We start from the raw sequence: 26490 nt of genomic DNA, 5'->3' as shown, positions 1-26490 counted from the left end.
TATAAGGCAATGTATCTTTGCACAACAATATTGTATGCCATGAGTGACACCATTAGGGTGCGTTTTGCCCCAAGCCCAACCGGACCATTACATATAGGAGGTCTTCGCACTGCCCTCTTCAATTACCTTTTTGCAAAAAAACACGGCGGAGAGTTTATATTACGTATAGAGGATACGGATCAAAACCGATTTGTGGATGGTGCTGAAAACTATATCATTGAAGCCTTGAACTGGTGTGGCATTCCCTTTGATGAAGGACCAGGGAAAGAAGGTACTGTTGGTCCATATCGTCAAAGCGAGCGCAAGGCCATGTACAAAGCTTACGCCATGGAACTTATTGAAAATGGCAATGCCTATTATGCCTTTGATACCCCAGAACGATTGGACTTTCATAGAAAAGACCACGAGGAAAAGGGCAAGACCTTTATCTACAATTGGCACAACAGGTTAAAACTCAATAATTCACTTTCACTCACCCAAGAAGAGGTACAGTCCAAATTGGATGCCGGCGAAGATTACGTCATCCGTTTTAAGTCCCCACAAGATGAAGAGCTCATTCTACAAGATATCATCCGCGGTAAAATTACCATAGACACCAACATACTGGATGATAAAATCTTGTTCAAAAGTGATGGTATGCCTACCTACCACTTGGCCAACATTGTGGATGACCATTTGATGAACATCAGCCATGTGATTCGCGGCGAAGAATGGCTTCCATCCCTAGCCCTACATACTCTATTGTATAAAGCTTTCGGATGGACCGCGCCAAAATTTGCCCACTTGCCGCTCATCATGAAGCCTGTAGGCAAGGGTAAACTAAGCAAACGCGATGGCGAAAAAGGGGGTTTCCCAGTGTTTCCCTTAACGTGGAACGAATCGGAAGGCTACCGAGAAGCCGGATTCTTTCCAGAGGCCGTGGTGAACTTTTTGGCCCTTTTGGGGTGGAACCCCGGTACAGAACAAGAAATTTTCTCTTTGGATGAGCTCATCCAATCCTTTTCTTTGGAACGGGTGAACAAATCCGGTGCACGTTTTGATCCAGAAAAGAACAAATGGTATAATCAGCAGTGGTTACAGCGCAAGAGTGACGAAGATCTTGCGGATTTGTTTCTAAAAGAGCTTTCAAAAAAAGAAAATCCGATAGAAGCCTCAAAAGATTATGTCCAAAAAGTAATATACCTCATCAAGGGACGGGCAAGTTTTGTTTCAGACTTTTGGGAATTGGGCGATTACTTTTTTGAAGCCCCCACCGAATACAATGAAAAAGCAGTGAAAAAACAATGGAAGGAAGATACCCCACAGATCATGGACCAAGTTCTTTCCATCCTAGAAAATATCGATGATTTCTCTTCCGCTATTATTGAAGAAAAGGTAAAAGCTTGGATTGCAGAGCAAGAACTTTCCTTTGGAAAGGTAATGCCTCCTCTTCGATTGGTCATTGTGGGCGACATGAAGGGTCCTCACCTATTTGATATTATCGAACTTATTGGTAAAGAAGACAGTATAGGGCGAATTAAAAACGCGATTTCTGTGTTTTCGCAATAAACATTCTGTAACAAAACTTCGTGGTTGTCTACTGATATGTTACAGAGTTTTGTAAATTTCATTTCTAACATAAAATCCGATCAGCATGGGCAATTACTTATTATTACCAATTGTATTTCTTGGGCTTATTGTTCTATTTAAGTTCTTCTTTATTGTAAAGCAACAAACCGCCGTTGTGATAGAGCGGTTCGGTAAATTCCAAAGTATTCGCAATTCCGGGCTACAAATGAAAATTCCACTAGTGGACCGCATTGCAGGAAGATTGAGTTTAAAAATCCAACAGTTGGATGTTATTGTAGAGACCAAAACTTTGGACGATGTATTTGTAAAGCTCAAGGTTTCAGTGCAATATGTAGTTATAAAAGACAAAGTATATGATGCATTTTACAAATTAGAGTACCCCCATGACCAGATAACTTCCTACGTTTTTGATGTGGTCCGTGCCGAAGTGCCCAAAATGAAATTGGATGATGTCTTTGTAAAAAAGGATGATATTGCCATTGCCGTTAAATCCGAACTACAGGATGCCATGTTGGAATATGGTTATGACATCATTAAAACCTTGGTAACCGATATTGACCCAGATGCCCAAGTAAAAGCTGCCATGAACCGCATCAACGCTTCAGAGCGAGAAAAGATTGCAGCCCAATTTGAAGGAGATGCAGCCCGAATCCTTATTGTTGAAAAAGCAAAGGCAGAAGCAGAAAGCAAAAGACTCCAAGGACAGGGTATTGCCGACCAACGTCGTGAAATTGCAAGAGGTCTTGAAGAATCTGTTGAAGTCTTGAACAAAGTGGGCATCAATTCGCAAGAAGCATCTGCCCTGATTGTGGTCACACAGCACTATGACACGCTACAGGCCATTGGTGAGGAAACCAATACCAACCTGATCCTTTTGCCCAACTCACCACAAGCAGGAAGCGACATGCTCAACAACATGGTGGCCTCCTTTACGGCAAGCAACCAAATTGGTGAAGCCATGAAAAAGCAAAACAAAAAGAAAGAAGAATAAAATCATTCTTTCATGAATTGAAAAAGGGAGCTAAAAAGCTCCCTTTTTTATTGTTACCCTAAATTTTCTCCTCTTTTTGTAAAAAACTCCATATAGTACTTTTCCAAGAAGATCTTTCCAACACAAAGGGAAATGGGTTACCCTGTTTCAAAAAGCCATTAAACACGCTTAAAACAAGCCTAGTTTAATAAGAAAACCAAATGGTATTTTGTTGTAGAATAAGAAAAAACTATGTTAGTCTTTTTGCTCCAATTTGGCCCAAGTGTCCCTTAAGGTCACCGTTCGGTTAAAAACCAAATTATTCGGAGTTGAATCCTTGTCAACATTAAAATAACCCAATCGTTGAAATTGGAACACGTCACCGATTTGAGCTTCTTGCAAACTGGGCTCCAAATAACCGGTGACTTTCGTCAAGGAGTCCGGATTGATAAAATCCATAAAATCTTTATCCTTATGGGCATCCGGGGTTGCGTCATTGAAAAGACGATCATACAAGCGCACTTCGGCTTGAATGGCATGGGGAATGGAGACCCAATGCAAGGTACCTTTCACCTTGCGCAAACTTTCTTCCGTTCCAGAACCACTTTTACTTTTAGGGTCGTAGGTACATTGCACCTCTATAACATTACCCGCGGCATCCTTGGTGCAGCTTTCTGCTTTAATGATATACCCGTTCTTCAATCTCACTTCACCCCCCAACTTCAACCTAAAGAACTTACGGTTTGCTTCTTCCTTAAAGTCTTCCTGTTCAATATAAAGCTCCCGGGAAAATGGAACTTTCCTTTCTCCTGCCGATTCATCTTCCGGGTTGTTCTCGGCATCCAACCATTCCTCTTTCCCTTCTTCGTAATTGGTGATGACCAATTTTAACGGGTTAAGTACCGCCATAACACGAGGGGCAACCTTGTTCAAATGTTCACGCACATAGAATTCCAACAAGGATACGTCAACCACATTCTCGCGTTTGGCTATGCCAATGGTATCGGCAAAGTTCCGAATGGACTCAGGAGTATACCCCCTCCTTCTCAATCCAGATATTGTTGGCATCCTTGGGTCATCCCATCCAGTCACCACACCGCTCTCCACCAATTGAAGCAGCTTTCGTTTACTGACTACCGTATGACTAAGGTTTCTACGGGCAAACTCACGCTGTTTTGGACGTAATTTGTCAGAATCTACCAATTGGTCCAAAAACCAATCGTAAAGCTCTCTGTGGGGCAAAAACTCCAGTGTACACAGGGAATGCGAGACTTGCTCGATATAATCACTCTCCCCATGTGTCCAATCATACATGGGATAAATACACCAATCGGTATTTGTTCTGTGGTGGGGCTTATGCAGAATTCGATACATGACCGGATCACGCATGAGCATATTGGAGGAGGACATATCAATTTTGGCTCGCAAGACATGTTCGCCTTCCTTGAAATCACCATTTCTCATGCCTTCGAACAGCTCAAGGTTTTCCTCCACGGAACGGTTACGATATGGACTTTCCTTCCCGGCCTCCGTTGGGGTCCCCTTTTGACTTGCTATTTCTTCAGAAGATTGACTGTCAACATAAGCCCTATTGGTCCTTATCAGCTCCACGGCCCAATCATATAATTGTTGAAAATAATCAGAGGCATAACATTCCGTATCCCACTCATAACCAAGCCAAGAGACATCCTTTTTAATGGCATCCACATACTCCTTTTCCTCCTTGGCAGGATTGGTATCGTCAAAACGAAGATTTACCGGTGCATTATAGCGTAATCCCAACCCAAAATTGAGGCAAATGGAGCTTGCATGCCCAATATGAAGATACCCATTGGGTTCCGGCGGAAAACGAAAACGAAGGCTCTCAGCATTGTACCCATTTTTTAAATCTTCCTCAACAATATGTTCAATAAAATTCAGCGATTTAACATCCTCGGCCATATCCAAAATTTGAAGCGCAAATGTAGTAAAAACGTGTCTTCGTAGCTAAAAATCACGCTTTAGTGTATACAAAGTACGCCATTTCACAACACTTTTGGTGCCACCTACAACAATATATTTCCATTCGACGAAAATAAAATCATATTTGTTAGTAGAAAGCTATATGAAAATGGGGCGCTTGAGAAACGCTCTAACGAACTAAAAGACATTAAGGGGCACAAACTAACTGGGCATTGTATGCCCTCAACCTCTTAAAACTAACGGTGATGAAAAAAAGTAGTTCAACGTATGGCCTTCTGGTACTGACCCTTATGGTGGTCATTTTGGGTGCGTCTACCATGCAAGCCCAAATCCTAAACAAACCAACCGCTGCGCCCAATCCCAATTATGGCAGTAGCGACCCTTGGACAGCAGCCTGTGCTTCAAGTAGTTTCAATCAATATTATGTGAATTTCACCTGGAACCTACCCTTGGTGAACTCAAACAATGAGTTTGTCTTGGAGCTATCCGATGCCAATGGAAACTTTGGTTCTCCCATAGAACTATCAAGGGTGAGCGATAAAAACACCGTTTTTGATTTCGAATTTCAGTTTTCCGTACCCAATTATGTCCGTGGAGAAAACTACAAATTCAGGGTACGTAGCACCAGTCCTTCAAAAACCAGCCCTGCCTCTGATGCTTATCCCATGTACTATATTGACTATAATTCGCCCTTGCTTATTAGTGAAAATGGCAGTGGAAGCATTCCATCCGGCGGAACCATTCAAATATGTGATGGTGGCACGGTAACCCTAAAACCACACAACATACCCAATGCCGGTACCTATAAATATAATTGGTACCGCAGCGGCACATTACTTCCCCAGAAGACAGAGAGCATCACCGTTTCTACTTCTGGGATGTATTATGTTGAGCTGGATTATGGTTCCATCTGTTCTGGATCGGCCAACACCCTGTCCAATACCATTGAAATCAATACCGGCAGTAGTCAGGGCATCGCCATAAATGGTTCCAGCAATGTTGAGCTGTGCCCAGGAGACCCTTATACCCTTCAGGCCAACATCACCGGAATGGGCCTTACCTACACGTGGTACAAAGATGGGACAAAAGTAAGTGGACCCACCTTGGAAGGTGATTCCTTTGCGATAAACTCTAATCTTGTTGGGTTTGAAGGAAGCTACGAAGTTGAAATTGAAGGGCCAAGTGCCTGTAAAGAACGTTCCGCAGCAGTTTCCGTACAGAGTGCAGGTTCTTTTGAAGTAGCCCTTAACAATGAAGAAAATATTGTGTTGCTGCCCTCACAGAACAAAACCTTATCGGTTTCCACAACCGCAGCCTCTCCATCCTACCAATGGTTCAAAGATGGTGGTGCCATCTCAGGAGAAACCACAAACACATTAAATATCAGCGAAGTAGGGGAGTATTATGTTACGGTTACCCAAAATGGTGGGTCTTGTTCCGTTTCTCCGAAAAACTCCGCAGTAACTACGGTAGTATCTCCAAACTCGTTTGAGTTTGTCATTGCCTACGTAGGTTCCTATACCTCATGCGAAAATACTGATGCCACATTGAGTTTAACAACCATCAATGCAGTCGGCGATGGTGGGGCAAAAACTAATGTAACATCGGACCTACAATCGTCATTCAGTTATGAATGGCTTAAAGATGGTAATACTATAGGAGGGGAAACCTCCAAGACCATAACCCTATCTGACCACGGGAACAATGGAAACTACAAACTAAATGGTTCCTTGGATGGGTTCAACGCATCATCCAACACCCTAAATGTCAAGCTTGTTGTTAATCAAGCTCTTACCATTTCAACTACGGGAACCGTATTGTGTGAAGGTTCAGAACCTATAGTGCTGAACAGCGCACAAAGTCTCGAGGGTGAAACTTTTGAATGGGTTAAGGACGGCACTGTTGTAGACACCTCATCTGAAAGCTATACCGTTTCTGAGGTTGGCGTATACCAACTTGTCATCAGGACCAACGATTGTCCCTTGACATCCAATGAAGTTACAATACGAGCCTTTGATGAATCATTATTGGTCTTGGACAAGCCTCAAGAACTTATCATTATTGAGGGCGAAACCATGACCATGACCGCAAGCGGTGCAGATTCTTATGAGTGGTTCGACTACAACAGCAATTTAGTATCAACTCAGGATTTCTTTGGTTTTCAAGAGGAAGGACAATACCTGTTGGTAGCCCATTTTGGTGGGTGTACCGTAAGCCGTGTCATTACCGTGGTATATAGGGACATGTTTGCCATTCCCAATGTAATCACCGCCAATGGCGATGGCATCAATGACCTATGGATCTTGCCCAATACCTACTCTAGGGACCAAGAAGTTCTAGTGACCATATTCAATGAAAGAGGGAAGGAGGTATTCAGCCAGACCAATTATGAAAACAATTGGCCGCAATCCACCTCAACGTTCAACAAATCCAGCATGATCTTTTATTACAAGATCAGCAAAGGAGGGAAAAGCCTGAAACAGGGCACCATAACTGTTATTAAATAAACAGAAATGCACACCAAAAAACCTTTACTACTACTCGTCTATATCTTGCTACTTGCTTCATCCGGGACCTACGGACAAGAGGAGGATCCTTTTGTGCCCTATAACATCCCATCACAGAACTTGTTGAAATTCAACAGGTTCTTGTTGAACCCAACATTTTCAACAGTGCGCGAAGACAAGTCCTATATCAATTTATTTCATAGAAACCAGTCGGTATCTTTTGACGATAACAACCAGGTATACTTCTTGAGTTATAGTGGTAGGGTGAGTGACAGAAGTGGTGTGGGTCTAAGCTTATTTACCAATAGGGAAGGGGTTTTCAACAACTTTGGTGTTCACGCCAACTACGCCTATGGTGTGCGATTGGCCCCAAAAAGCACCTTTACTTTCGGAGCCAACTTTTCATATTACCAAAGTGCCTTGAACCAAGACCGTGTCAATGCCATTGAAAACGATCCTTTTCTAAACACTTTGGAAAGTAGTTCCTTGGTGAGTTTTCAACCCGGTTTCAACTTTTCCATAGGGAATTTTGACATTGGTGGTTTTGCCGAAAACCTTTTTGATTACAACCTTAAGAACAGTGAATCTGTTACCGAATTCAACGAAAAAACCTATTCCGGACACCTACAATATACCCATCAGTTTAAAAATGGTGCGGGGCTTTTGGAACGCGCCAGATTGATGCCTATGGCGCGGGTGAGGAAAGTGGGTGAGGAAAACCTCGTATTGGGAGGAAACCTTATCCTTGATCTTCCCAAGCTAGGATGGCTACAAGCGGGTTATGACGATTTCTACGGCGCATCTGCAGGACTTGGGTTTAACTTGACCAAGAACATCTCCCTGGGTTACACCATGGAAAAAGGTCTCTCCAACAACTTTGAAAACTTTGGGGTAAGTCATGAGATTTCCCTTGCCTATTCCTTTACGCCGAACCTTACCGAGGACCGCGTAATGTTGGAAAAGGAAAACGAAGCCTTGGTGGAAAACGAAAATGTTCCACAAGATAGCTTGAGTATTACCGAAAAGGACCTGGAAATAGCACAACTAAAAGACAAGTTGGCCGAAAACGATGCCATTTTAGATGAGCTCCTCATGCGACAGGATTCAATAGAAACCACCCGTAGACAAGATCTGGAGAAACGTTTTGAAACGGTCATGAAAATGGTAAAACGTGAAACAAGAGGGCAAAATCCAGCGCTTGAAGAAAAGGCCAAGCAAGTATACTTCGCCAATATGGACAGTGCCGACCTTGTAACACAAACCAAGAAACAACCTATTTCAAATCACGGGCTTACCAATACCACGGCAACCAAAAAGATTATCCGTATCAACGAATCCAAAACCAATAACGCGGTAGCACATACCTCTTCGGTAAAAAGGGACAAAACCTCCAACACCAAGAAGATCAAATCTGCTCGTTTCAAATCAAATGCTATTCCCAATGTTCAAAGCGGACATTACTTAATCGCCAACGTTTTTAAAAATCCAGAAAACGTGGACGCCTTTATCCAACAACTCCATGAACAAGGTATTCTTGATGCCGGCTACTTTGAAAATCCAAAGAACGGTCTCAATTATGTGTATTTGGACGGATACAAGGACAAAAAAGAAGCTTTGGAGGCATACCATTCCAAACTCAATGGTTCATATAATGGTGATGCATGGGTGATGAATGTCAACGATGGTACTGCCACCATCCAAGGATTTGTAAAGAGCTCTACAACAACTCCTTCTAAATATGGAAACAACTCCTTACACAAGAATGTTAACAAAAGTAGTGCAGGCTCAGGCCGGGTAACCTACAAAACCATAAACGCAAACGGATTGCCAGAAGGCTTCTACATCATAGCCAGCGTATTCGACAATTCAACCAGTGCCAAGCAATTTGTAAAAGCACTGAATTCCAGAGGTTTAAATGCCAGTTATTTCATAAACCCAGAGGACAACCATAGATATGTGTACCTCAAAAAACATGAAACCTGGAACAACGCCCTAACCTCTTACTATTCCAAACTAAACGCTTCGTATGATGACCAAATGTGGATCATGCGCGTGAAACCAAACTACAATAGCTAACCATGGCCAAACCTTTACATAAAATATTGCTGTTCTTAGGGATGGCACTCATTTCTTGGGTGGGTACTTCCCAGGTCAAGAACACCTTTGACGTACGTTATGAAAACGAACTTAGGGGGGATCTTACCTTTATTGCCAACAATATAGTAAACAGGGATTCCGGAAGTACAGATCCTGAAGACCCTTACAATGCAACCGGTTCAAGCTCATCATATAATGATGACCTTAACATGCAATATATTGATATAGACGGGGATGGTTCCACCTTTAGTTCCAGTAGTGCCACCTTGGCCGTACCGGACCCTTCCTGTTCATTGATACGATATGCCGGGCTATACTGGTCCGCTGTGTACAAAGGCAGTGACAGGAGCGATTTTAACCAGGTCAAGTTTAGGGTCCCGGGAGGTTCCTACGTAGACCTGACCGCAGATGAAATCCTGTTTGATGGATATAACGATTCCGACTTTGGGAGCTATAGCCCCTATGCTTGTTATAAGGATGTAACTTCCATGGTATCCTCATTGGCCAACCCCGATGGGGAATACTTTGTGGCCAACGTCAGGGCCAGTTCCGGAAGCTCCATTACCGGAGGTATTTCTGGAGGTTGGACCTTGGTCGTAGTTTATGAAAACCCAACCCTTCCCGGCAAGTACATTACCACTTTTGATGGGTATGCCGGTATCAAATCAGGACAAACGGTTGATGTTCCCTTTAGTGGTTTTACCACATTACCCGCGCCCTTTCCCGTGCGTGCAAAATTGGGTGTGGCCACTTTGGAAGGAGACAACCGAATCTCTGGGGACAGGCTTGCCATTCGTGCGGACAGCAACGCCGGATTTACAACACTTGGAAACACAGTCAACCCTACCACCAACTTTTTCAATAGTAACATTACCATTGAAGACAATATTATCACCACTAGAAACCCCAACAGTGTAAACACTTTAGGTTGGGATGTGGATTTGTTTACCATACCTAACCCCAACCAGACGGTTATTCCAAACAGTGAGACCGGGGCGACTTTAAGAGCATCCTCAACCCAGGATAAATACGACATTTTCTTCACCTCTCTGGATGTGGAAATCATTGAGCCTAACATTGAGTTGACCAAAACCGTTGAGGATATCGGCGGTAACGATATTACAGGTCAAGGGGTTAACTTGGGACAATACTTGGATTATGTGCTCTCTTTTGAGAATGTGGGGAATGATGATGCCACCGGGGTTGATCCTGCCAGTTCAGACCCTTTTCAAAGATATTATACCATTCGAGATGTGTTGCCCATCAACGTAACCTTGGATGAAAGCAGCATTACCATGCCTGCAGGAGCTACTTACTCCTACGATCCGGCCTCACGAACCATATTCTTCAGTATTCCAGATGGTTTGGTAGAAGAAGGTGATCCCATGGCCTCCATCCGGATGCGGGTACAAGTGGCGGAAAACTGTTTTGACTTTATCGATGCCTGTACGGATATCATCCAAAACTTGGCCTATTCCACCTATAGTGGTGTCATTAACAATGCACAGATTACGGACGACCCCAGTGTGTCCGAATTTGACGGTTGTGGTTTCCCCACCCCCGGGGCCACCAACTTCCTATTGGATGACCTAAGTGCCTGTAACTTTAGCAGAACGGTACAACTTTGTGGTGATACCGTGCTTTTGGATGCCGGTGACAATTTTGACAACTATATCTGGTACCGTGATGAAAATGGCAACAACCAGATTGATCTTGGTACAGATACCGTTATTACCGATGCCGATGCCGACAACGACCCAAGCACTATTTTGGTAGGTGATACCGGAACTTATCTAGTAGACAAGCAAGTTGCCGATCCCTGTAAGGATTTTATGGAAATCATAGTGGTTGAATTGTTCGGTTCGGTTCAAAGCAACCCTATCACGGCGTTGATCAACAACACTTCAAATACCATTGATGGCGAGATTCAAATCTGCCCCAATGACGGTAGCGAATTGCCCGAAATCTTCTTGTGTGGTCTTAACGACACAGAACTTATACAAGTAAACATCCCTGATGCGCAGAGCATTGTCTGGGAACAATTGGACGAAGCTAGCTGTGGATCAGCTGTTTCAGGCTGTGCCAATACCAATGCAAGCTGTACTTGGAACACCGTGGATACCGGGAACGACTTCTTGGCTTCGGATTCAGGACAGTACCGATTGATCATCAACTATCAGAACGGATGTTTTAGCCGGTTCTATTTTAATATTTACAAGAACCCGCTCAACCCACAATACACCTCTAGCGATATCATTTGTGACACGGATGGAAACATTACCGTGACCAATATGCCTATTGATTACGAATATCAACTTTTGGATCAAACCACAGGAAACGTATTGGTTCCCTTTGGACCAAGTCCAAGCTTTGATATTACCACCAACGGTGCTTATGCTGTTGAAATGAGACAACAAGGCGTTACCGATGGTTGTGTTTTTCTTCTAGAGAATATTGGGATTCTGGAAAGAAATTTCCAAGTAGACATCACTCCACAAGACACCAACTGTTCTGGTTTGGGCGAGATTGCCATCTCTGTGCTCAATGTAGAGCCCCAATACTATTATGAAATATCCCAAGGTGGTACCGTAGTGGACACCCACGGACCATCCACAGACAATAATTACACCTTTGAGAACTTGAACGATGGGGTATACGATGTTACCGTAACTACCGATGACGGATGTACCTACACCGAACAAGTGACCATTCTTGACCTGGCAGACCTGGAGCTCACCGCAAGGGTTTCCCAACACATTACCTGTAAGGAAGGTAATATACTTATGGAATCTACAGGGGGTAAAACACCTCACTTGTACGCCATTTGGTCCTATACCGATGACTTGGGCAATCCTGTAATTTCATATCCAACGGTACAGGATATCCCTCCTTCAGAATTTCAGACCAGTCAGATTTTCGACATCTATGATCCAGGAGAGTACCTGTTCGTGGTTGTGGATAGGTTCAACTGTTATGATATCTCCAATCCGGTTACCATTGAATTCAGGCCAGCAGCGGACTATGATTTTAATACGATTGTTGATGTCCTTTGTTTTGGGGAATCAACAGGTTCCATTACCAAAAACCTTACGAACAGCAATGGGTATCAACTTACTTATTACCTGTTTGATGCCACTGGTTTTGATGAGGACAACTATGATTATGTAAACGCATTGGCCACCAATGAAACAGGTTTTTTCTCTGGTTTGCCTAGTGGGGATTATGTGATTGTCATCAACCAACGCAAGGGCAGTGCCTCTTGTGATTACTACGACTATGTTACCGTTGATGGACCTCCACAAGCCTTGGAAGCCGATTCCGCATTGGTTCAGAATTATACCTGTTTGCAAGATGGCATCATTGAAGCCCAAAATGTTTCTGGAGGTACTGCTCCCTATGAATACAGTATTGATGGGGTAAACTTTGTAAGTGGTCCCGGTGCTGAAACTTTCTCTGGATTGACAGAGGGAACCTATACTGTAACGGTTAGGGATGCCAATGGGTGTCTTATAGCAACGGACCCTATCACCATAGATCCCTTGAACCCACCAACAGATTTGGATTTTTCAGCCACAAATCCCATCTGTCCCGTATTTACTTCTGATGTAACCTTATCCGCAACAGGAGGAACCCCTAATTTAACCTATGAGATCATTGCCCCTGCCGGCAGCGTGGTCAATAATGGAAACAATGCCACTTTTGCTGGATTGGCTCCAGGAACTTATTTGTTCAGGGTTACCGACAGTTTGGGTTGTTCGTATGATGAAAGCTATACCATAGACCCCATTACCGAAATTTCCGTGACAGGCCAATTGTTGAGCAATATTACTTGTTTTGGTGATACCGACGGGGAGCTTCAGTTTAACGTAGCCAACTTCAATACAGATTATGATTATTCGGTTACAGGTCCTGCTACTTTCAACGGAAGTGCACAGACCAATGGAACCATTTCTTTGTCAGGATTGGCCGAAGGAACCTATACCATTACCGTTACCGACAACTACACCAGCTGTACCGATACGGCCAGTGTTACCATAAATGCACCACCTTCAGCATTGACCGCTTCCCACGTGGTTGCCCAGCCAAGCTGTATTGCAGACGGTTCGGTTACCATTACTCCAACCGGAGGATGGGGTGGCAACAGTTTTGAAATCACTGCAGGGCCTGTTGGATATGTACTTCCTGCCCCGCAATCAAATGGCTTATTTGCCAATCTTACCATAGGAGGAACCTATACGTACACCGTTACGGATTCCAATGGATGTGTTTTTACGGATACCTTTGATATTATTGAAGCCGTGGCCCCTGTTTTGGCCATTGTACCCAACGACATTTGTTATGATGATGCCGTAGGCCTCACCCTTACCGCCAACGTAACTTCTGGAGGGGATGGCAACTACGAATATAGCCTTAATGGTGGTCCGTTTGTAAGCGGCAATGTGTTCTCGGGTCTAGCTCCGGGAACCTACACCATTGATGTTAGAGACGGGAACAGCTGTACAGATTCAGCTTCCATTACTATTGATCCAGAGTTGAGTGTGATTGCTTCCGCCCCAAACATTATTGCTTGTGGAACGGATACCGATATTACCATTACCGCTGCTGGTGGCGATGGTAACTATGTATACGCTGTTGTGGGCAATGGGGTTACTCCTGCTGATGGGGATTTTTCAACCACCAACCCAGTTACCGTAACTAGTGCTGGTGATTACGATGTGTATGTTCGAGATAATAATGGTGCCGCAGGATACTGTGAGGCTTCCTATGATATTACGATAGCCCAAGATCCACCATTGGCCATTTCAGTGACCGACACAGGAATTTTGTGTAGTGGAGAGGCACAAGCCACCATTACCATTAACGCTTCAGGTGGTGAAGCCCCATATCAATATAGTATCAACAATGGTGCTACCTATCAAACTTCAAACACATTTGTGAACCAAGCTGCGGGCAGTTACAACATCCGCGTTAGGGATGCCAACAACTGTACCGTTGATGAAATTTATACCATAACCGAACCTTTGACCCTTTCCGCTTCTGCCGCCGTAACCCAATTGGCAGAATGTAACCCAGGGTTGGGTGCTGAGGTGCGTATTACCAATGCATTGGGAGGTACCGCTCCTTACGAGTACAGTTTTGATGGTGGGTCCACATATGGATCAAGCTCTATTGGGTATCTATTCCCAGGAACACATACACTTTACATCAGGGATGCCAATCTTTGTACCTATCCCATGACCGTGACCATTGATCCTGTTCCCACCCCACCCAATGTTACGCCAGCCATAGACTACGAATGTGATGGGGAAGGTATCATTACCTTGACCCCGGACAGCGCAGATTTTGATTACACCTATGAAATCGATGGTAATCCAAACTCTCCTGCTGACTCAAATATCTTTAACAATGTTCCTGTTGGATCACATACCATTACGGTAAACTATACCAGCAATTCCGCTCCAACTCCAAGTGTGTTGCTGTTGGAAACTTTTGGAGCCGGACCCAATACCAGCATTCCCGAGGTGGATCCTGCGTACTGTTACGAGCCTCAAAACGGAGCAGTGAACTCCTGCGGTTGGGCCATTGACACCCATATCCAAGACGGGGAATATTCGGTTACACAAACCATTGTAAACCCCTATGGTACATGGAGAAACCCCAATGATCACTCCGCCTTGGCCAATGGTAGATTTTTGGCCATGAATGTAGGTGGTGCCGTAGGGCCCAATGGGATTATCTATGCCAAAAGAGATATTGAAGTGGTCCCCAATCGGGATATCACCATTTCATTATGGGCTTTCAACTTGTTGAGAGTTGGTACCGGTGGTGCCGACCCTGATATCGATATTCAATTGGTTGACGGTGTAGGTACTGTTATTGCCAGTACCACAACAGGACAGGTTCCTAAAAACAATGATGCTGATGATTGGCAGAACTATACGGTTACCCTAAATCCAGGGGCCAATACCAATTTAGATATTGTAATTCGTACCAACTCTGCTGTTACGGGTGGAAATGACATCGCCATTGACGATATTCAGGCGTTCCAAACCCCTGAAGTTTGTTCCGGTTCATTGACCGTTGATGTCAATGTTGAGGATGGTCATGCCTTTGACGCGGCCATTACTGCCTTCACTGATATTTCTTGTAATGGTAGTGCCGACGGTTCCATTACTTTTGAAACGGAAAACTTTGACCTGGCCACAGGATTTACCTACCAAGTGGATGGTGGAGCGGTTTCTGCCCCTCAATTTGCAAGCCCTGTTACTGTTAACGGACTAACAGCAGGCAACCATACCATTACCATTGTAGACTTAAGAGACCCTGCGTGTTCAGTAATCTTGAATCAAACTTTAACAGAGCCTGATGCACTGGTTGCTTCTGCCTCTGTGACCAGTGTGATGACCTGTACAAACGGAGGGGCTACCATTACGGCTTCGGCCACAGGCGGAACCCCTGCCTACCAATATCAATTGGAAGACAATGTAGGGGGTGTGCTTGTTGCTTATCAATCTTCCAACATATTTACCGGTCTTTCCGATGGTGATTATATTATTAGGGTTATCGACACAAATCTTTGCGAAGACCCTGTTGATACGGCCATTACCATTGCACCTCCTTCCGATATCCTATTTGATGTTACACCCACTGCATGTTATAGTGGAAACAATGACGGTACTATCCAAGTGGATGTGACCAGTGGAAATGGCGATTATCAATTCAGTTTAAATGGTGGTCCTTGGATTACTCCAAGTCCTGCCTCGGCCACAACGCACACTTTCTCAGGATTGGCCGCTGGAAACTATACCATCAATGTAAGGGATGGTTTTGGTTGTACGGGTACCCTTCAAAATGTAACCATTGTAGATGCCCTGATCGCCAGTGTGGCTGTTGAGGACATTACCACATGTGCCGACGGTAGCATTACCGTTACTGCTTCAGGTGGTTCACCTACCTTGGAATATGCTTTTGTGCCCACAACTACTGATCCAACCGGATCTTTCTCTACAACCAATACCTATACTGTAACTGCTGGTAATGAAGGTACTTATGATGTATACGTTAGGGACAATTCCGCAACAGCTCCTTTCTGTGAGTTTATGGAAACCGTGACCGTTGACCCGGCCACTCCGTTGACCATGACGGCCACTCCAACAGACCCTGAATGTCATGATGGAACTGGCTCCATTTTGGTGGATATCACTTCCGGGCTTGCCCCATACACCATTCAAATCATTGATTTGGACAATGGAGGTGCCTCAGACCAAACCGATACCAACGTACTTTCTACAAGCAGAACGTATTATAACCTAATGCCTGGGGATTATACCATCAATATCACCGATGCCACAGGTTGTACCATTACCGATACGCAGACCATAAACAATCCAGATGAATTGACTGGTGTTGTATCTGGGGTTACACCAGCAACTTGTACGGGCGACATCAATGATTTTGGCTTTGAATTCTCTGGATATCCTACTACTTTGGGAACCATTCAATTCAGTGCCGATGGTGGTGCCACTTGGATTGGTGACAACTCCAACCCTGGAACTTCAGATCAGTTTACGGGTTATACTTCTGGTCAAACCGTTTATCCTTCCATGAGAACCGTGGATGGGTCCAACAATACCATTTGTCAGACAGACCTTCCTCCCTTCATCATACCATACCCATTGGATGACTTGGACATTACCATATTACCAATAATTGTCAATTGTAATGAACTACAAGTTACGGTGAGAGGACAAAACGGTACGGCGCCTTACGAATATGCCTATTCGGACGACCCAGCCAATTTTAACCCGGCTACTGCAGCATGGACCGCTCCTTTGCCTTTGGGAACAACCCATACCTTTGTCGGATTGGTCCCTGGTAGAACCTATACCTTCTACGTTAGGGATAGCGCAGGTTGTGTTCGTCAAAGTAACGTGAACGTGAACGATATCATCACGGTTCCTTTGGAAATTACATCAAGCATTACTCCAAGCTGTGATGGTGCCAACAACGGAAGCATTACCTACACAGTAACTGACAACCAAGCTCCTTTTGAAACACAGTTCAGATGGACCTTGTATGATATGAGTTCCGGTTCTGCTGTTTTTGTAACAGATAGTGGGGGAATAGTTCCCTTCTCTACTCCACAACAGGACATTACCATCAATAATTTGGCTCCTGGAAACTACTTCATCGAAGTTGTTGAAGTAGATGGTTCAAACAACGATAGTTGTGTTGGAGCCACAGAGAATGAATTATTGATAGAACTGGACCCGTTGAGTGGAACCCCTGTTGTCCTACAAGACATAAGTTGTAATGCCCCTGGACTCATTGAGGTTCAAAACCCTCTTGGTGGAGGCGGAATCTATACGTATACTGTTACTGGACCAGTTCCGTTTGTAACCATTACAACAACATCTGATAATCCTATTGAGATTCCGGCCAATTCACCTGCTGGAACCTATGCTGTCGAAATTCAGGATCAATTTGGTTGTTCCATGCCTTTAGGCACGGTGGACCTTGATTTGACACCAAACCCAACCATTACAGGCATCGCTGTGGATAACTGTACCGATCCTGCTACAGTGACCATTACAGCGACCACTACGGCCGCACAAATATTCTATTCATTGGATGGCGGTACCACCTATGTGGATAATGGTGGGGTATTTAACAATATCGCAGCAGGAACATATAATGTGTCCATCATTGATAGCAACGGCTGTATTGATACAGATACCGTTACCGTACATCCTGTGCTTCAGGCCAACGTAGCCCTTACCAAGCTTTTGGATTGTTCCATTAGCCCAGATGCTGAAATTACCCTTGAGGTACTTCAAGGCTCTGGAAGCTATGATTATGAAATTTCCGATGGTTCCGGAATTGTGGTCAGCAGAACAGGCTTGTCCACCAATCCGTTGGTGTTCAGTACCACAACGGTAGAGGACTACATTATCACCATTTATGACAACAATACAGCATCACCAGAATGTTCCAGGGTATTCAATGTCTCGGTTCCTCCGGCCATTATGCCTTCGTTCAGCATTACATCTTTCTCAGATGTAACCTGTAATGGCGATGCTGATGGTACTATCTCGGTAAGCGCCGTGGACAACGGTACCGGACCTTATACTTTTGAAATTATTTCTGGACCTGGAAGTTCTGCTTCCTTCCCAATTGCTCCAACGTCAAGCAATGCCACTACGGCTACCTTTACAGGACTTGAAGGAAGTATTGCCGGAATCACCTATACCATTGAAGTTACCGCGGCCAATGGTTGTACCACAACCTTGACCCAGATTATAAGTCAGCCAGACCCTATTGCCAACATCAATACCAGTGTTGTGGAATTTGGTTGTACCACAGGCAACAACATGAACAATGCCACTATTACAGTGGATACAGCTTCGATTACTGGTGGAAGTGGTACCTATGTGATTTATGAGTTCATCAACGACCAGGGTACGCCAGCCACTGGAGACGATGTTGTGGTTCAGTCCGGATCGAACAATGTGTACATTGAAACCAATACCGCAGGCGGAAGCTATATCATCAATGTGTATGACAACAATGGCTGTGTGGGAACCGCTACGGAGACCATCGCCCCATTTGATGAATTATTGTCAGCCTCTGTGGCCATTGATGCCGTTGCAACTTGTGTTACCGGTGAAAACATCACCATTACCGCCACAGGTTCCATCACCAATTCCATAACAGACCCTGCCAACTACGAGTTTAGGTTGTTGCCTTCCGGTCCATTCCAAGCTTCTGGAAGCTTTACCGGACTGGCCGTAGGCATCCATAACTTTGAAGTTAGAAATACCGTTACGGGATGTATCATCTCCGTTTCCCATACCGTGGCCAGTCCCGAAGTATTGGATTTGGATGTGGTAAGCACCACCAATATCACTTGCTTTGGTGGCACAGATGGCGAAGTGGAATTGAACTTAGTGGATGCATCTAGTATAACCTATGCCAGTGCAACAAGCTATACCCTATATTATGACATAAACAACACGCCCACCAACTTGGCCGATGATGTGATTACCACCGGTTCTGATGCCGATGGAAGTTTTACCATCACAGGTCTTGCTGCTGGAACGTATTATATTGAGGTTACCGATACCAATCCTCCTGGAGCGGCTTGTGTATATACCCAATCTTTCAATATTGCTGGTCCAGCTGCAGCTATTACCGCAGCTACGGCCATAACCGATATTACCTGTAACCCAGGGAATGACGGTATCATTGAAATTACCAATGCCCAAGGAGGATGGGGAGGCTATCTGTACTATGTGAGTACTGTGGCCAATCCTGATCCAAATGACCCATCAAACTACGTAGCCAACCCAAGATTTGAAAACCTTGTGGCCGGCACGTATGAAATCTGGGTAATCGATCAATTTGGTTGCGCCGTACAATTACCGGATGAAACCTTGGCCGATCCGCTGCCCATAGTGGCAGACCTTCAGGTCAACAATGAAAACTGTGTTAACCTACAAGGCGAAATCGAGGTTGTGGGCATCCCGGCCACTAACCCCATAACAGGTGGTCAGGGCAGCAACTATATGTATCAATTGATCCGTAATGGAGGCAATGTAGGTTCTCCACAGACCAGCACCATTTTCTCTGGCCTAGGAGCAGGTTCCTACGAGGTATATATTATTGACCAATGGGGTTGTGATACCACCGTTGGGCCCGTAGTCTTGAGCGAAGCCATGTCTGCAACTGCAACCGTGGTTAAACCAATAGATTGTACGGTAGATCCGGGAGGGCAGATAACCATCAATGTTTCTGGTGGTTCGTCCAACTTGTTCTTTGAGGTGGTTTTCCCTGACGGATTGACCACAGACAACAATACCACAGGGGTCTTTACCGGACTTACACAGCCTGGAACGTATACATTTACAGTTACAGATAGTGATACCACTACACCTTGTACGTTTACATTGACCCAAGAATTGGATGATAAGGTTGATCCTTCACTATTGGCTTCAACCATACAAAATGTAAGTTGTTTTGGTGGCAGTGATGGTAGTATCTTGGCCAATTTAGATCCTGCAACAGCTGCGAACCCAATATATAGATATGAACTTATCGGAATAAGTGTTGGGGCTCCAAGCAGACCATTGCAAGACACGCCATTGTTTGAAAACCTTCCTGCTGGGGACTACGAAGTACGTGTAGTTTCATCAAGGGGTTGTGAAGACACCAGACCGGAAACCATCACCGAACCAACGGCTTTAACGGCTTCTGCAACGGCTTCTGCCTTTGTGTGTAGTCCAAGCAATTCGGTCAATGAGTCTACTGTTACCGTAACGGCAAATGGCGGAACAGGCACTTACTATTATAGCTTCAATGGTAATGGCTTTACCCAAGATGCCACATTTGGTGTAACCGATAATGGTTCCGTACAGACCATCAATTACATTGTAAGGGATGTCAATGGCTGTGAGTATGTGGACAGTGTTGATGTTCAACCTTTGAACACCTTCTCATTGAATACAGCACAGGACATAGCCATTACTTGTAATAATCCTGAAAGGGTTACCATCACTGTTGTTGAAAGTATTGGTGGTGATAGCTATACCTTTGCATTGCTGCCCGTAGGAAACCCTTATGGAAGTGTGGTTTCCAGCACATCAACAACGGCTACTTTTGATTTGTCCATTCCTGGAAACTATACATTCCGTGCCACAAACGATACCACAGGATGTTATGAGGAAATCACCTATACGATAGCTCCTTATGATACCATTGATGTAGTAGCATCGGTTGTATCCCATGCCATGTGCTATGGTGAGGCAGGAACCTTGGAAATAGATGTTACAGGATATACCGGTGCCTACGATTATGAAGTGTTCCGTGCCGATGGTAGTTCATTAGGACTTACTGGAAGCGGAAACACCTCTGTGAATCCTTTCGAGATTCCTGATCCAACAAACCTTTTGGTGGGTGGAAGCTATTATATCCGAGTTACGGAAACCGGTGCCCCATTCTGTGTGGAAGATTCCAATACGGTACAGATCATCTCTCCAAGTGCGGCTTTGGATGCTACGCCAGTTGAAGTGGCCAATGTTACCTGTACCAATGACCAAGGACAGATTTATGTGGCCCCAACAGGTGGTACCGCTCCCTACAATATTGTATTGACCAATACGGATAGCGGTCAAGTGTACAATGCCAATAATGTGGCCAGCTTCCTGTTCACAGGATTGTCCGCTGGTGACTTTGATGTGGAAATCACCGATGCCAATGGTTGTCCTTTGACCAGAACCATAACCTTGGTTCGTCCAGATGACATTACAGCAAGCATCAGTGCTTCAACCACCATGTTGGATTGCTATGGTCAAGATGATGCCTCCATTACCGCTATTAATGTTTTGGGTGGTCAAGGCGTATATCAATACCAATTGAATGTGTATGATGCAACCGGAACAAACATTGTATTTACTTCCGGGGTACAAAGCAGCGCAACCTTTACCGGTTTGGGTGCAGGGTACTATGGCATCACCATATCTGACGACTGGAATTGTGGTGTAAATATTGGTCCTATTCAAATCCAAGAACCCGATGAAGTAGAGAGCAATTTGGTGCAGACTGCCGAAATGACCTGTACCATGGACGGTAGTATGCGTTTGTCTGCCACCGGAGGAAGTGGTTCCTATGAATATTACGATGTGAATACATCTACATGGCAAAGCTTCAACAATGGAAGTTACCATGATTTCCCTAACATGTTGGCCGATGCCTATCAATTCATGGTAAGGGACAGCAATGGTTGTACCGCTATGGTATCCAACCAAGTAACCATTGATGAGGTTCCTGAGCTTATCCTTACCATTGATGATTCCGCAGCGTTTATCAACTGTTTCGGAGAGCCTACTGGTACCATCATTGCACATGCAACGGGCGGTCTGGGCAATTATAACTATGAATTGTTCAGCGATGCTGCCCTGACCAACTTGGTGGCAGGACCAAATACCAATGGAGTCTTCAACGGTCTTTATGCTGGGGACTATTACGTAAGGGTCACCAGTCAAGATTGTGTTGAGGTATCCCCTGTTATCCCAATTGTGGACCCTGCACCATTGCAAGTGGATCGTGAGGAATCTACAGATGCGACCTGTTCTGGTATGAACGATGGTACCATCACCGTGGAAGTTTCTGGAGGAACGGGGCAAATTCTATATGCTATTTCACCTAACCTCGATCAGTTTGATACCGTAAATACATTTACCGATCTGGCACCTGGTACTTATGATGTCATTGCCCAAGATATAAATGGATGTTTCATGACCTTCCAGTTTACTATTGAACAACCTGAGCCTATTGAGGCAGAGGCCATCAATATTATGCACGAGGTTTGTTTTGATAGTGCCGATGGTTCCTTCGAACTTCAGATTACTGGAGGTACTGCGCCATACGAAACAGCTTTGGATTCCAATGCGGATGCCGATTTTGTTCCTGGACAGACCGTCTTCCAAAATCTAAGTGCCGGAACCCATGTGGTATTCATTAGAGATGCCGAAGGTTGTGATACCAACGTTTTTGTGGAAATTGAGCCTGGAGTAAACCTAGGGGCCACGGTAACCCCAATGTACGAGTGTACCGGAAATATCCCTAGCAACTCTTTGGACATCATCTTTGAAGATCCAACCGTATCTGCCGATGTATTGTACGCTTTGGATTCTACCGATCCAGCCGATATGCAGTTAAGTGCGGATTTCACCAACATGACTCCTGGCGATCACTACATCACCATTGCCCATGCCAATGGATGTATGACCACTTATGATTTCACCATAGAGGGTTATGAGCCGTTGACCTTGATTTTGGAAAACAACACCATTAACCAGATAACGGCCGTTGCCGAAGGTGGTGTGGCTCCGTATACCTTCTATTTTGATGATGTGGACAACGGTAGTGAAAACACCTTCTATATCAATAGAACAGATACCTATACCGTTACAGTGATCGATCAAAACGGTTGTCAGGCCACCGCAGAGATATTCATGGAGTTCATTGACATTGAAATGCCCAACTTCTTCACACCTGATGGTGATGGTCTTAACGATACCTGGATTCCTGACAACATTGAAGGCTTCCCAGACGTACTAATTAAGATTTACGATCGTTATGGTAGAGTAGTGGAAGAGATGACCCGAAATACCCAAGGTTGGGATGGAAATTATGACGGTAAACCTTTACCAACCGGTGATTACTGGTACGTAGTTCGTCTACAAGGCGAACAGGACAACCGTGAGTTTGTGGGCCACTTTACCCTATATCGACAATAAATGCTTAACCTACGCAACCCCATGCTAAAGAAAATATATCCCTCTGTCTTTCTGTTCCTCATGGCCTTTATGGCCAGAGGGCAGGAATTGACTATACCCCAGTTATCTCAATATATAGCTGACAACCCCTTTATCATGTCCCCAACCTATGCTGGGATTGGGGACCACATAAAGGTTCGGTTGAACGGGTTGACCCAGTGGGTGGGGATTGAGGATGCTCCGGATACCCAGACCTTGGCAGCGGATGCCCGAATAGGAAACCGATCGGGACTTGGAATGCTGTTGTACAATGATAGCAATGGTGAGACCAAACAAAGGGGGGCCAGGGTATCGTTTGCCCACCACCTTACCCTAGATCGTTATGATGATATTTTTCTCTCTTTTGGAATCTCCTACAACTTTAACCAGTTTCGGATAGATGTGGAGAACTTTACGGCAAACAATGGACAGCTTCCTACGGATGACAAAGCCACTACCAACCACAATTTTGATCTTGGGGTACTTTACCGGTATGATAAGTTCTATTTGAGTCTTAACGCATCCAACATCCTTAACAAGAATTTGGAACAGTTCAATCCGGTATTTGAGCCCAATACCTTGAGAAACTATTACCTATACACTGGTTATAGCATTTCCAAAAACAAAAACAGCAAATTGGAATTGGAACCCTCTGTTTTCTTTCAGTGGTTTGAAAGTGATAACCGTTCCGTAACAGACCTTAACGCCAAGTTCAGATTCCATGATTTTGAAGACTACTACTATGTAGGTCTCACCTATCGTTTTTTGAACGATCAATTCGGTTCTCCACTGTACATAGCTCCAATAGCAGGATTCAAAAAAAGCAATTTCTATTTTGGATATTCCTATCAGGTCATTACCAACGAAATTTTGGGATATAGTACTGGAACACATGTGCTTACCGTAGGTATGGATCTCTTCCAAGGGATAAGCAATTGTAGGTGTATGTATTGATTTAGCTTGTTTTGATTTACTTTTGCCCCTTAATCCAGTTCTTGTGGGAAAAATTAGGGTAAAAAATATCAGGATACATTCCAATCATGGATGTTTAAAGGAAGAAATGCTTATCGGTAGCGATTATCGCGTGGATTTGGAAATCACCGCTGATCTATCCTTACCTTCAGAATCCGACAAACTCAGTGAAACGGTGGACTATGTTCATCTGAACAATATTGTAAAGGAAGAAATGGGTATCCGTTCCAATCTTTTGGAACATGTGGCCAAACGCATTATCGATCGCATCTTTAAAGAAATCATTGAAGTAACCCATGTAATTGTAGAAGTCTCAAAAATTAACCCTCCAATTGGTGGTGATGTGGAAAGCGTTTCGGTGAAACTCGAATATAATCGATAAACCACTGTTTCCTAGCTTATCACAATGAATTACTTTTTTTAAATTTGTCCTTATTGATTACGGCATTGTGGTCGAAATGGATAGACAAAATCCCGCAAGGATTTTTATGGTGGTTCGAGTCCACCCGATGCCTCTAAGCTTTTTTTAGAAAACGCTGTTCACATTTGGTTTATATCAAACCAAAAATTCATAAAATATTTATAGCTTTGCGATCCAATTGGCATCGTGGCCGAGTGGCTAGGCACAGCTCTGCAAAAGCTTGTACAGCGGTTCGAATCCGCTCGATGCCTCAAAAAACCCAACAAATGTTGGGTTTTTTTATTCACTTATCCGTTCTATTTCCTGTTTTATATTGAACTCATCCTTGGGAAGAAACCCTTTGGTAATGAGTACAATACCACATATGACCAATACCAGTCCCAGTCCCTTTTTAATAAGGACAATCCTTTCTTGGGTCAAGTACTTTTTAAGTTGTTTAGCCAGTATGATCTTTAGTAAATCGGTACCAAAATATACCGCTATCACTGTTCCGAAGAAAACCAATATTCTGTTGGGATCATTGTCCAAACTTGGACCCACCACAATGAGCAGCCCCAACCAGAATGCCAATACCCCAATATTTATAAAATTCAATAAAAAACCTTTTGCCATAAGCACCAGATAGTTTCCTTTGGTGGCTTTTACATTGGCTTTTTTTCCATCCTTCTTCATAAAGAGTACAATGCCATACACCAACAAGATCATACCTCCAAAAACAAAAAGTCCCGGCTGGTTGCTCAAGTTTTCTAGCAATTTGAAACTACTGAAATAGGCAATGACCAAAAACACGATATCGGCAATAATCACCCCTACATCAAAACTTACTCCTGCCCTAAATCCCTTTGTGGCGCTGGTTTCCAACAGAACAAAGAAAACCGGCCCGATCATAAAGCTCAGTAAAAATCCCAAGGGTATCGCTGCTTGGATATCGTCAATCATATTGTATTATTCCACTCTCTTTATTTTTCCACCAAAAACGGTGGATTCATCCATTTTTACTGGATCACCGTACACAAGGACTTCACCTCCGGCCTTAACATTGGCCTTAACATAATCTGTGGCATGAATCTCGGCATTTCCACCTGCATTCACACGAATGGTAGTAAATTTTGTCTTAAAGGCTTTGGCATAATATTCCCCTCCTGTATTGATGATAATGTCCTGATTATTGGAAAAACCGGAAACCAATATTTCGCCTCCAGATACGGCCTTTATCAATAATTGGTCTACTTGACAAGCAATTTCAAGTTCTCCTCCCTCCTGTGCTTTCAATTCCAAAACATCCTGTATATAGGTTTCGTCAGAATACATTCTGGCTTCTTCATTCACATCAATCACATTTAGGGTTTCGGTATGGTACAAATCGATATAAGTTCTGTACCCACTAAAAATTTTATCGATTTCCATGCGAATTTTCAATACCCCTTCATTGTTCACAATAGCCACTTTATCGGTATTGGCACCAGTAATGACTGCTTTGTTTTCAGTGGATTTGATAAGATGTATGGATAGCCCATCGAAACCCTTGACCTCTGTAAACTTTTGAAGATCTTTTACAATCTCCCGGTCTTGCGCATTCAAGAACTGCAAGGAAAACAACAGTAAAACAATCGTAATTGGTTTCATGTGTCAAAAATTTGGTTCTCAATAGGATAACAAATTTTATTCCAAAATAGT

At 43.9% G+C, this 26490-nt stretch carries 10 protein-coding genes and 1 tRNA gene; 8 read left to right on the top strand and 3 right to left on the bottom strand.

Annotated elements, in window-relative coordinates; all coding sequences use genetic code 11:
• Window positions 1-39 precede the first annotated feature (39 nt).
• Together gltX and DN53_RS08100 are read left to right on the top strand one after the other, a co-directional pair.
• Complete coding sequence (gene gltX, locus DN53_RS08105; protein WP_129653883.1) at window positions 40-1548, top strand: glutamate--tRNA ligase; 1509 nt, start codon at window positions 40-42, stop codon at window positions 1546-1548.
• An 85-nt stretch (window positions 1549-1633) separates the two neighbouring features.
• Window positions 1634-2560 carry an SPFH domain-containing protein gene (locus tag DN53_RS08100; RefSeq protein ID WP_129653882.1) on the top strand — a complete coding sequence of 309 codons (927 nt, stop codon included), beginning with the start codon at window positions 1634-1636 and terminating at the stop codon, window positions 2558-2560.
• Between the two features lie 234 nt (window positions 2561-2794).
• Here DN53_RS08100 and DN53_RS08095 read toward each other — a convergent pair whose 3' ends face one another.
• On the bottom strand, window positions 2795-4480 hold the full coding sequence (locus DN53_RS08095; RefSeq protein ID WP_129653881.1) for a glutamine--tRNA ligase/YqeY domain fusion protein: 1686 nt from the start codon (window positions 4478-4480) through the stop codon (window positions 2795-2797).
• 266 nt (window positions 4481-4746) lie between these two features.
• Here DN53_RS08095 and DN53_RS08090 point away from each other — a divergent pair, with 266 nt between their 5' ends.
• From DN53_RS08090 to DN53_RS08065, 6 genes are all read left to right on the top strand, one after another.
• Complete coding sequence (locus tag DN53_RS08090) at window positions 4747-7008, top strand: T9SS type B sorting domain-containing protein (protein WP_129653880.1); 2262 nt, start codon at window positions 4747-4749, stop codon at window positions 7006-7008.
• Between the two features lie 6 nt (window positions 7009-7014).
• Complete coding sequence (locus DN53_RS08085) at window positions 7015-9084, top strand: PorP/SprF family type IX secretion system membrane protein (RefSeq protein ID WP_129653879.1); 2070 nt, start codon at window positions 7015-7017, stop codon at window positions 9082-9084.
• A gap of 2 nt (window positions 9085-9086) precedes the next feature.
• Entirely contained in the window at window positions 9087-23402 is a 14316-nt protein-coding gene (locus DN53_RS08080) for a T9SS type B sorting domain-containing protein (protein WP_129653878.1), read from the top strand.
• A gap of 21 nt (window positions 23403-23423) precedes the next feature.
• Window positions 23424-24374, top strand: coding sequence for a PorP/SprF family type IX secretion system membrane protein (locus tag DN53_RS08075; RefSeq protein WP_129653877.1), 951 nt, complete (start codon window positions 23424-23426; stop codon window positions 24372-24374).
• 43 nt (window positions 24375-24417) lie between these two features.
• Window positions 24418-24774 carry a dihydroneopterin aldolase gene (gene folB / locus DN53_RS08070; protein ID WP_129653876.1) on the top strand — a complete coding sequence of 119 codons (357 nt, stop codon included), beginning with the start codon at window positions 24418-24420 and terminating at the stop codon, window positions 24772-24774.
• 219 nt (window positions 24775-24993) lie between these two features.
• Window positions 24994-25064 (top strand) — tRNA-Cys (locus tag DN53_RS08065).
• A 28-nt stretch (window positions 25065-25092) separates the two neighbouring features.
• On the opposite strand, the gene DN53_RS08060 is transcribed toward DN53_RS08065, so the two are convergent.
• The gene (locus DN53_RS08060; protein ID WP_129653875.1) at window positions 25093-25752 is read right to left on the bottom strand and encodes a LysE family translocator; all 660 of its coding nucleotides are present in this window, start codon (window positions 25750-25752) and stop codon (window positions 25093-25095) included.
• A gap of 6 nt (window positions 25753-25758) precedes the next feature.
• A complete protein-coding gene (locus tag DN53_RS08055; RefSeq protein WP_129653874.1) occupies window positions 25759-26439 on the bottom strand; it encodes a head GIN domain-containing protein in 681 nt (226 codons plus the stop codon).
• Between the last annotated feature and the right edge of the window lie 51 nt (window positions 26440-26490).

The organism is Flagellimonas olearia (assembly GCF_004150225.1).
Taxonomy (GTDB): Bacteria; Bacteroidota; Bacteroidia; order Flavobacteriales; family Flavobacteriaceae; genus Flagellimonas; species Flagellimonas olearia.
Note: the sequence above shows the minus strand (reverse complement) of the source record. Positions and strands in the feature narration are given on the sequence as shown.